Origin of the sequence: Gemmiger formicilis (assembly GCF_016901605.1) — a bacterium.
Classification (GTDB): domain Bacteria; phylum Bacillota; class Clostridia; order Oscillospirales; family Ruminococcaceae; genus Gemmiger; species Gemmiger formicilis_B.
Genome location: NZ_JACJKP010000348.1, coordinates 1 through 787, shown reverse-complemented (window position 1 = coordinate 787; position 787 = coordinate 1). Strand labels below are relative to the sequence as shown.

Genomic DNA, 787 nt, shown 5'->3' with positions numbered 1-787 from the left:
TGGCGCGGCCTGCGCGGATTGCCGCCAGTTCACGGACGAGATGGTCTACGCTGGCATTCATCTTTTCTTCATAGGGTTTGGTCGTGCTGCTCATGGCAATTTCTCCTTAATTTTCATTAGTATAGGCAGATTCTGTGAATCCGTTATTCTTTTACCAGGGTACCCACTACTTCGCCCTGCACGGCTTTGGCAATGTTGGCCGGTTCGCCCAGGTCAAACACCAGAATGGGCAGGCCGTTGTCACGGCAAAGGGTTGCTGCCGTGGAATCCATAACCGCCAGGCGCTCATCCAGAACGCAGGTAAAGGTGAGGGTGTCATACCGCACGGCATCGGGGTACTTGTGCGGGTCTTTGTCATAGACGCCATCCACCATGGTTGCCTTGAACATGGCATCCGCGCCGATCTCCAGCGCACGCAGTGCGGAGGCGGTATCAGTAGAGAAAATCGGGTTGCCGGTACCGCCGCCGAACACAACGATCTTGCCGCTTTCCAGCGCTGCAATGGCCTTGTCGCTGGTAAAGGCTTCCGCTACCTGCGGCATGAAAGAACTCGTCATAACCACGGCCGGAACACCCTGCTGACGCAGCGCATCCTTGACGGCCAGTGCGTTCATAACCGTAGCCAGCATACCGATCTTATCGGCATCCATGCGATCCATCTTGCCGCTGGAACGGCCGCGCCAGAAGTTGCCGCCGCCAACCACAATGCCGATCTGCGTGCCCAGATCATGAGCCGCTTTGATACCGGCACAAATGGAGGCGATGGTCTCCTCATCAAAGCCGGTGC

Annotated in this window: 1 protein-coding gene; it reads right to left on the bottom strand. The window is 57.1% G+C overall.

Annotated features, from left to right (window positions below; genetic code table 11):
• Positions 1-143: 143 nt before the first annotated feature.
• On the bottom strand, positions 144-787 hold a 644-nt coding region (pyrH, locus tag H6B10_RS14760), incomplete at its 5' end, for a UMP kinase (RefSeq protein WP_204652285.1).